Origin of the sequence: Pseudoalteromonas sp. NBT06-2, assembly GCF_002276045.1 — a bacterium.
In the GTDB taxonomy this organism is placed as follows: Bacteria; Pseudomonadota; Gammaproteobacteria; order Enterobacterales; family Alteromonadaceae; genus Pseudoalteromonas.
In genome coordinates, this window is the sequence record NZ_NQMR01000209.1 from 1 (window position 1) to 8,642 (window position 8,642).

Sequence of the window (8,642 nt, forward strand, 5' to 3'; positions counted from 1 at the left end):
TTTTGCGTTTTGTCGTTTTAAGTTTAGTAATACCAATTGAACCGACATTCCGCAGCATTTTTAAGAATAAATTTTTGATAGATATTGCCCATGCAATTAATGATAATATCATTCACATTTAATAAGTGATCAGATTTGTCCAACTTCTCAGCCCTATAGATTTAACTATTTCGTTCTTATACGAAATATGGACCCTCTCCGATTGCAAGACAATGTATAACAATTAGTATAAATATGTGATCTAATATTGTTTTTACTAACCAACAATAAAATGATATTGAATACACATAGCCAACAATAATTAAAAGCCCTTTCCAACAAACTAAAAAAATCATCGAATGAGGCTACGTTGATTGGCCATTTCACATTTTAAGTCTGGTAAAAATAGAGCTGGAATTGCCCGAATACTCAATATTAGCAGACTAATTGTTAATACTTGGGTTGCTAATTATCTTAGTAAAGAGATAACTGCTCTTGAGAGTAAAAAGCCTACAGGCAGTCCTAGCTTCCTAAAAGAGCAGGAAAAGAAAGCGTTAAGCATATATATAAAAACTCAAAGCCATTCAGAGGTTGGGGGACGGTTAACAGGTGAGAGTATTCAATCTTATATTAAAACTAATTTAACCATCATAAAGTTACCACCATATTCACTTGAATTGAATCCAATAGAACAAGTATGGAGTTGGTTGAGTCAACATCATTTAGCGAGCAGATGTTTTCAAGGATATGATGACATTCTCAATGCTTGCTCAGATGCATGGAACGCATTTATCAGTGACGTTAAACGAGTGGATTAAGGTGGGGAAAACTTAATGCAGATTGGTATTATTAAGTCGGCCTGTTTGTTTTTTAATATCCAAAGCTCCCTCCCTCCCGGTAAATATGCTGAGACCCACTCATTAACTAAACGACGGCTAACACCTGTTTGATTGGCGACTTTTGTACGATTTTTAGTTTACAAAAATAAAGAAACAATTTGATAGCGTGTTTTAATACACGGATTGTTTGTATATGGAAAGTCTGAAATTTTGAGGTTTCGGCACTAAAAACTCGGATAAAATACTATGTGCTAGACATTTAAATTCAAATTAGATCATAAAATTACTGTGAATGGTATTAGGACAAGACAGATAATAAAAGTAAAAAGCCCAATTTAATGAGTTGGGTTTTTTACATATTGGTGTTTGTTTGATATTTAAAAAAATGATAACCCGTGATTTGTAATTCCTATCTTAATTCATTTGGGATGTTGTGTTGGGCCCATGATAATAATTCAATTCTATTGCGACATTTTGTCTTTCTAAATGCACTATATAAGTGAGTTTTTACAGTATGAGGACTGATATCTAAAGTGTCGGCAATTTCTTTATTTTTACTGCCTGTGCTCATTAAAGAAATGATAGCTCTTTCGCGTTTAGTTAGGCTTACAGGTTCTACCGGGGCATCTGTAAACTTTGCTATTGTTTCTTTATTAAAATGCAATAATCGCGTTAACGCATTACACATGATCTCCCTTCGATACCAAAGTTGGTTTTCAAGTAGCAATCTAATACCTTTCATTAATACATCTGTATTATCGTTGGCATAAAACACGCCTCGTATACCACTTAATAGTGCGCGGTTAGCAAATTCATTATTTAGGCCTATATTGAATAAAACGATATCACACTCAAAAGTAAGTTCAGAAACTTTTTTTTGTAATTTTTCCCATGTATTGTCTTCACCCGTTTCAATAAATAATAAGCGGGTGTTAGTGGGTATATCAGATGTATTTGTGCTGCTTTTGACATCTAACCCTTGTGTTTTTAATAAAGGGGCTAATACATCTAAGCCAATATTATTAATTGGGTTTGATTCTTGTAAAATAAAAGCAGTACTTTTCATGTTTATTATCCTTACCTATTAGATTTTTAGCTTAAAATAGATGTCTAAATTTTAAATTAGTATAATTTTAGCATAGGAATAACACCTTTAGTATTGGTTTTTATTTGAAAAATACTACTTTAGGGTTTCTTTTTCGGCTTTTATTTAAATATATACTTAAATTAATACTTTTGTATTATTAGAGTATGGTGGCCAGCCCATCTCTTTACCTGCAAGCATATGTAAATGAATATGAAAAACTGTTTGACCGCCATCTTCATTACAGTTCATCACCACGCGATAACCTGAGTCAAAAAAACCTTCCTGTTTCGCTAATTTTGCAGCCACCAGGTATAGTTGGCCAATTAGCTCTGTATCTTCTGCCTTTATATCATTGATCGTTGCAATTGCTTTTTTTGGTATAATCAATACATGAAATGGTGCTTGAGGGTTAATATCTTTAAAAGCTAAAGTCAGTTCATCTTCATAAACAATATCAGCAGGGATTTCTCTATTTATTATTTTGGTAAACAATGTTTCTTGAGTCATGGTTTTATTCCTGAGTATTTTATGGCTTAATTATGTCACTTTACTTTCGCTTGTCTATGAATGGATTTGACTTATATGCGTTATTTACTCTTATAATCTCATTCCTGGTTCCTGCTGCTTAAGTTTGGTTTATACCAATACGAATAAATAATTACTCAATTTAACTGAACTATACCCAAACCACTTCAAGATGCAGGATTCAGTTGGAAGTAGAAATACTTTAGGCTAGGCATTGATTGAAGAACATGGTTATTCCCTTTTCAAAATCAATAACGCTGCATAAAGTATTTATAAACCAACCTTACAGGGACTTCTGAGCAAATCATGCTCGTTGTTCCATCTTTTTTTAAGGGAGTAACCATTAATGCAAAGATGCGCCTAGATCATGAATTGCTCAGCAGTCCTGAACCTCACATCTTGAAGTGGCTTGGGTATAAATATTCCAATAACATCCTTGCTTTCAATCCTAATAGCCTGCTATTACTCAATTAAGCTCCTTGTTCTTGAAAATTTATCCTTATTAAAATTTGATCACTCACTTACTCGTATTGGTATTACTTGTGAGATTATTCCATTGCAGGTAAATTCAAAAAATTTAGCATTCATTATTTTTTAAAGTAGATGAGATTGAATTGAAAAAAGAGTTGATAAACTAAAGATTAAAAGTTTTATTTTACCTTGATTATGATGTTCATGAGGTTGTTGAACCAAAACCTTTTGATGGAAGTTTATACAAGGGCAACTGGTACCCTTTCTATTTAAGTTTAATTAAGGCGCTATTATTTAAATAATGCGTCTATAGTACCTTGAGCTAATGGGTGGTAGCCAGAGCGAGCATTTTGATATATTTTATTAGCCCAATCTTTTTTATTATGTTTCACTAATGCTTTATATAGTGGAACAATTAACTTTCTACGACCTATTCCTGTTAAATGTTTATCTAATGCTGGCTGTACTTCTTGATAGCCATTACCCACAGCTAACATAAACCAAGCAAAAGCGATTTCAGCATTAGTTGTTTGTGTTAAGTTAAATGCGGCATCAATTTTTTTCATGCTATTAATTGAAATGTCGCGAGGTAAGTTGTTGATAAAATGAAGCCATTCATGAACTGTCCACTGTTCGCTCCCTAACGAATCCAGCTTTGTCGAGCCATTTAACCAAGCTTGCAGGTTTATATCTACAACTTTAAATACATTAGATGTTGGGTTTGGTGCATCTGCCGGCAGACCAGGTTGATAAATCCATTCGTTCACTTTGTCTGATGATACTATCCCAGGAAATTTATTTATTAAATTTTCATTTAAGTAATCCACAAACTCAGCAGTATTAAGAGATTTAAATGAATAGTTAGCAAAGTATTGTTTTACAAAAACATCAAACTTTTCACGACCAAATTTTTGTTCTAGATAAAGCAAAAATAGCTGTCCTTTAATGTAAGGTACACTCGAAAATGCATCGTCTGGATCGCGACCATTAAGTTTTAAATTTAAAATTGTATCTGCTGCATCAATTTTTTCTAATTGTTCTTTTAAACGAGCTACTTCTAATGACTGCTCCATAATTGCACGATCTTTACCAAAAACCTCTTCCATGATGCGATTTTCAACATAAGAGGTAAAACCTTCATTTAACCACAAATCTTCCCAAGTCGCATTGGTAACCAAATTACCTGACCAAGAGTGCGCAAGTTCGTGAGCAATTAAAGAGACTAAACTTTTATCACCAGCGACAACTGTAGGCGTGATGAAAGATAGCCTTGGGTTTTCCATGCCACCAAATGGAAAACTAGGCGGAAGCATTAATAAATCATAACGACCCCAAGCATACTCCCCATACATCAGGTTAGTCTTATCTATCATAACTTGCGTATCACTGAATTCTGCAATAGAAGCATCTAAGATAGTTGGTTCTGCATAAATAGCAGTTTGGTGTGACATTTCTTTATATTCTAAATTACCTGCACCAATAGCAATTAAGTATGGAGAAATTGCTTGCGGCATATTAAAGCGGTAATCACCGTCTTTAATTTTTACATCTGAATTATCTGCACTCATAACTGCGCGAATGTCTTCAGGTGTTTGGATGCGAGCTGAATACGTCACTCTCATTGAAGGCGTATCTTGAATAGGGATCCAACTACGAGCATGGATAGCTTGAGATTGGCTATACATAAAAGGTTGGGTTTTACTTGCAGTTTGTACTGGTGTTAACCATTGCAAGCCAGAAGCGATTGGTAAGCTGTTATAGTAGATTCTTACCTTTTTTGCTTGGCTATTTAAGTTTATCGTAAGTTTAGAACCTTTAACGCGATCTCTTTTTGCTAGTTTATAACTTGCTTTATGCCAAACACCATTTTGTGTCTTGTACATAATTTTATCAATTTCAAGATCTCGAGTATCAAGAATTAGTTGCTTACTTTTTTGATCCTGCCAACTAAGAGTATGCTCAACAAATCCTTCAAGTGCCTTTTTGTCAAAATTTATATCAAGATCTAAATGAACATGAGTTGTGACAACTTGCTCTAAATTAGCGTAACTATGTTGATCTTGACCTGCTATGGCTGTACCACTTAGGGACAAAGTTGAAGAGAGTGCCATCGCGTAGGCAATGTTATTAAATTTCATGTATAACCCTTGAACGAAAATGTTTATGTTATGTATTTAATCTCTTATATACCATGCTTTATAGTTTACGGTAAGATATTGCTATTATAATTAGCATAAAAAGAGATTTTCTATTGCTACCACTTCAATCACGCCACACTTTTGCTTTACCTGTTATGGCACGAGATATAATTGAAATATCAAAAGCCGAACAATTAACTGAGGTTGATTTTAATATTCCTTTTATGATTCTCGGTGAAGGGAGTAATACAGTTTTTTTAAATGATTATTCTGGTTTAGTTATTTCTATGAGAAATAAGGGAATAGAAAAAACGCAAGATGATGAATTTATATATTTAAATGTAGCGGCAGGTGAGAATTGGCATGAGTTAGTTTGTTCAACATTAGCTGATGGTATATTAGGATTAGAGAACTTAGCATTAATTCCTGGTTCAGTTGGTGCGACACCTGTACAGAATATAGGTGCTTATGGCGTAGAAGTGAAACAGTTAATAGAGTATGTGAAAGGCTATAATATCAATCAAAAGCGCTTTTATACTTTATCTAATGAGCAATGTGAGTTTTCTTATAGAGAATCTATATTTAAAGGCCAGTTAAAGCAAAAGTTTGTAATTACAGAAGTCGGCTTTAAATTTAAAAAATCTTGGCGAGCGGAGTTAAGCTATGGACCATTAAAAAAAATATTACTCACTGGAAATAATAAAGAAGATGCTAAAAAAATTTTTCATCAAGTAGTTGCCATCAGAGAGGAGAAACTTCCCGACCCTAAAAAAATACCTAATGCAGGAAGTTTTTTTAAAAATCCAATAATTTTAGAGCCTAAATTACAAAAAATAATAAAAGAGTACCCAAAAATACCACATTACCCAGTTGGCTTAAATTCTCAGAATATAAAAGCATTTAAATTAGCCGCTGGTTGGTTAATAGAACAAGCTAACTTTAAAGGTTTTAGAATTGCGGGTATAGAGGTAAATCCTAAGCAAGCATTGGTATTATTAAATCATGGTAATAGTACAGGTGAAGATATCACAAACATGATATTGTCTATTCAACAAACTATTAAAGATAAATTTTCTGTTGATCTGGAGCACGAAGTTAGAATTATTGATACTGATGGTGAGTGTAAAATAACCTTGAATCACTCATGTTTTAAAGGATAATTATGAAGGCACCACAAGGTAATAAATTAATGATTTTAAATTATTTAGAGCAAGCGCAGGCGACAAAAGGGAAGTTTATATCGGGTCAAGTTTTAGGTGATAAATTAAATATCAGTCGCGCTGCTGTAGCAAAACATATGCAATCATTACAACAAATGGGTCTAGATATATTTAAAGTATCAGGGAAAGGCTATCGTTTGAGTAATGAACTTGATTTGCTTAACAGCAAACACATATCAGATCATTATTTGGACTTAGCATCTAAAGAAAGTAAATTAGAAGTTCACCCTGTGATTGATTCTACAAATAGTGAATTCATGAGGCGAATACAAAACAATGAACCTCTAAACTCAGGTACTGTTATTGTTGCTCAGATGCAGACTGCAGGCCGTGGGCGAAGAGGGCGTACTTGGCAATCACCTTTTGGTGCTAATTTATATTATAGCTATTATTGGTTATTGGATGATGGACTACAGGCCGCAATGGGATTAAGTATTGTGGTTGGTTTGGCTGTTTATGATACCTTAAAAATACTATATGGTATTGAAGTACAATTAAAATGGCCAAATGACATCTTGGTTAATAATAAAAAATTAGCTGGTGTTTTGGTTGAATTAGATGGGCAACCGCAAGGTCCATGTAAATTAGTTATTGGCATAGGCTTAAATATTAAAATGCCAGAAAACTATAGTGAGCAAATAGATCAGCCATGGACAGATCTTTTCTTATTAAACCCAAATGATGGTATTGATAAAAATAAATTAGTCGCTCAATTAACTCATTGCTTGGAAATAAGATTAGAAGAATATCGTCAAACCGGTTTATTGATCATGCATAAAGAGTGGAATCAGTTACATGCGTTTCAAGACCAGTTAGTGACATTAGCAATTGGAAAACGTAATTGGCAAGGCATTTGTAAAGGGATAGATGCACAAGGTGGTATTAGAATTCGACAAGATGGTGAAGTGAAAAGCTATTTTGGCGGAGAGATATCTTTACGAAAGGTTCATTAAAGCAATGATATTATTAATCGATGTTGGTAATACAGCATTAAAAACAGCTTTATTTGATGGCACACAAATTTCTCTTTGTTCATTCCATTCATTAGATTGGTCCCATATAAGCTGTGTTATTTATTCTCATGTGGCAACAACAAATCAATTGATCAACTTATTAGGAATTGCAGAGTGTAAAAACATTCCAACATATAAAGCTAGCGTAGAAAAAGAGTGTATTGGTGTTATGTGTGGTTATGAAAATTATCAGACATTAGGTATTGATCGTTGGTTAGTTATATTATCCTGTGCAAATGAATTCACTTTGGCAAATCAAGATATCATTATTATTGATTCGGGAACTGCCACGACATTAGATATTATTAATCATAAAAAACAACACTTAGGAGGTTGGATTTTACCGGGTTTAAATTTAATGGTGGACTCTATTGCTGCTAGAGCTGAAAAGGTATTTGGTGATGATAAGAAACCTTTTAAAGCTGAGTTGGGCACAGATACACCCGCGGCACTTAAAAATGGTTGTTTAGTTTCGACTATTGGCGCGATTCAATATGCTATATCATTATTAAATAAAGATCCTTTATTAGTTTTTGCAGGGGGCAATGGTGCATTTTTAAAAGAAAAAATGCAATTTCAGTCAAATCAGAAAGCGATTTATTGTAATGATCTAATCTTTAAAGGTTTGCTTATTTGGTATCAAAATGAAATTAAACTTTAATTTCTGCCTGTTTTTGACTAAAGATTGGACAAACGATCGAAAAATTAAAATTATTTTAATTAAAGGGTTGCATCATTAAGAACCTTGCTCTAGAATCCTGCCCCGTACTCAAGCAGAATGCTGCTTAACAAAAGTACGGTGTGCCGACTTAGCTCAGCTGGTAGAGCAACTGACTTGTAATCAGTAGGTCAACCGTTCGACTCGGTTAGTCGGCACCATTCAAAACACTTTAAGTGTTGCTTTCTTCTAGGCTAGAAGATAGATAATGAACAGTTTTGTGGAGGGGTTCCCGAGTGGCCAAAGGGATCAGATTGTAAATCTGACGGCTCAGCCTTCGGTGGTTCGAATCCACCTCCCTCCACCACTTTTATCACGACTGTTATTAGGTCGCTTCATACAGGTTTGTATCGCGGGCATCGTATAATGGCTATTACCTCAGCCTTCCAAGCTGATGATGCGGGTTCGATTCCCGCTGCCCGCTCCAAGTTCTGGTGTTGCTGATATAGCTCAGTTGGTAGAGCGCACCCTTGGTAAGGGTGAGGTCGGCAGTTCAAATCTGCCTATCAGCACCAGTCACCAAACCTAAAAAAACTTCCTTTTATTTGTCTTTATATTTCAAAAATTAATTAAGCTTGTTTATAATTAGCTTTTAATAAATCATTTCTATAATACAGATAGGTTCCGTCATGGCAAAAGAAAAGTTTGAACG

Annotated in this window: 8 protein-coding genes and 4 tRNA genes; 9 read left to right on the plus strand and 3 right to left on the minus strand. The window is 34.1% G+C overall.

The annotated features are described in order from the left end of the window. The first annotated feature begins 353 nt into the window (after nt 1-353). Nucleotides 354-797 (plus strand): helix-turn-helix domain-containing protein, encoded by a 444-nt coding sequence (locus CJF42_RS23915; RefSeq protein ID WP_502694814.1) that lies wholly within the window; start codon nt 354-356, stop codon nt 795-797. A gap of 430 nt (nt 798-1,227) precedes the next feature. On the opposite strand, the gene CJF42_RS23920 is transcribed toward CJF42_RS23915, so the two are convergent. Both CJF42_RS23920 and CJF42_RS23925 read right to left on the minus strand, forming a co-directional pair. Beyond that, on the minus strand, nt 1,228-1,884 hold the full coding sequence (locus tag CJF42_RS23920) for a helix-turn-helix transcriptional regulator (RefSeq protein ID WP_095369051.1): 657 nt from the start codon (nt 1,882-1,884) through the stop codon (nt 1,228-1,230). A 156-nt stretch (nt 1,885-2,040) separates the two neighbouring features. Continuing rightward, entirely contained in the window at nt 2,041-2,412 is a 372-nt protein-coding gene (locus CJF42_RS23925) for a histidine triad nucleotide-binding protein (protein WP_095369052.1), read from the minus strand. A 324-nt stretch (nt 2,413-2,736) separates the two neighbouring features. On the opposite strand from CJF42_RS23925, the gene CJF42_RS27810 reads away from it, so the two are divergent. Next, the gene (locus tag CJF42_RS27810; RefSeq protein WP_170940745.1) at nt 2,737-2,904 is read left to right on the plus strand and encodes a hypothetical protein; all 168 of its coding nucleotides are present in this window, start codon (nt 2,737-2,739) and stop codon (nt 2,902-2,904) included. A gap of 287 nt (nt 2,905-3,191) precedes the next feature. On the opposite strand, the gene CJF42_RS23930 is transcribed toward CJF42_RS27810, so the two are convergent. Continuing rightward, entirely contained in the window at nt 3,192-5,012 is a 1,821-nt protein-coding gene (locus CJF42_RS23930; RefSeq protein WP_502694815.1) for a M1 family metallopeptidase, read from the minus strand. A 140-nt stretch (nt 5,013-5,152) separates the two neighbouring features. On the opposite strand from CJF42_RS23930, the gene murB reads away from it, so the two are divergent. From murB to CJF42_RS23965, 7 genes are all read left to right on the plus strand, one after another. Further along, on the plus strand, nt 5,153-6,199 hold the full coding sequence (gene murB, locus CJF42_RS23935; RefSeq protein ID WP_286203526.1) for a UDP-N-acetylmuramate dehydrogenase: 1,047 nt from the start codon (nt 5,153-5,155) through the stop codon (nt 6,197-6,199). 2 nt (nt 6,200-6,201) lie between these two features. Next, nucleotides 6,202-7,212: a bifunctional biotin--[acetyl-CoA-carboxylase] ligase/biotin operon repressor BirA gene (gene birA, locus CJF42_RS23940; protein ID WP_095369054.1), complete on the plus strand. Its 1,011-nt coding sequence runs from the start codon at nt 6,202-6,204 to the stop codon at nt 7,210-7,212. A 4-nt stretch (nt 7,213-7,216) separates the two neighbouring features. Continuing rightward, nucleotides 7,217-7,933 carry a type III pantothenate kinase gene (locus CJF42_RS23945; RefSeq protein WP_095369055.1) on the plus strand — a complete coding sequence of 239 codons (717 nt, stop codon included), beginning with the start codon at nt 7,217-7,219 and terminating at the stop codon, nt 7,931-7,933. A gap of 142 nt (nt 7,934-8,075) precedes the next feature. Then, nucleotides 8,076-8,151, plus strand: a tRNA-Thr gene (locus CJF42_RS23950). Between the two features lie 61 nt (nt 8,152-8,212). Further along, nucleotides 8,213-8,297 (plus strand) — tRNA-Tyr (locus tag CJF42_RS23955). Between the two features lie 45 nt (nt 8,298-8,342). Beyond that, a tRNA-Gly gene (locus CJF42_RS23960) sits at nt 8,343-8,417 on the plus strand. Nucleotides 8,418-8,429: 12 nt separating this feature from the next. Next, nucleotides 8,430-8,505: transfer RNA gene (locus CJF42_RS23965), tRNA-Thr, on the plus strand. Nucleotides 8,506-8,642 lie beyond the last annotated feature (137 nt).

Coding starts and splice junctions, on each gene's coding strand:
- CJF42_RS23920 (WP_095369051.1), bottom strand. CDS start 1,884: ATGAAAAGTACTGCTTTTATTTTACAAGAATCAAACCCAATTAATAAT.
- birA (WP_095369054.1), top strand. CDS start 6,202: ATGAAGGCACCACAAGGTAATAAATTAATGATTTTAAATTATTTAGAG.
- CJF42_RS23945 (WP_095369055.1), top strand. CDS start 7,217: ATGATATTATTAATCGATGTTGGTAATACAGCATTAAAAACAGCTTTA.
- CJF42_RS27810 (WP_170940745.1), top strand. CDS start 2,737: ATGCTCGTTGTTCCATCTTTTTTTAAGGGAGTAACCATTAATGCAAAG.
- CJF42_RS23925 (WP_095369052.1), bottom strand. CDS start 2,412: ATGACTCAAGAAACATTGTTTACCAAAATAATAAATAGAGAAATCCCT.
- CJF42_RS23930 (WP_502694815.1), bottom strand. CDS start 5,012: ATGGCACTCTCTTCAACTTTGTCCCTAAGTGGTACAGCCATAGCAGGT.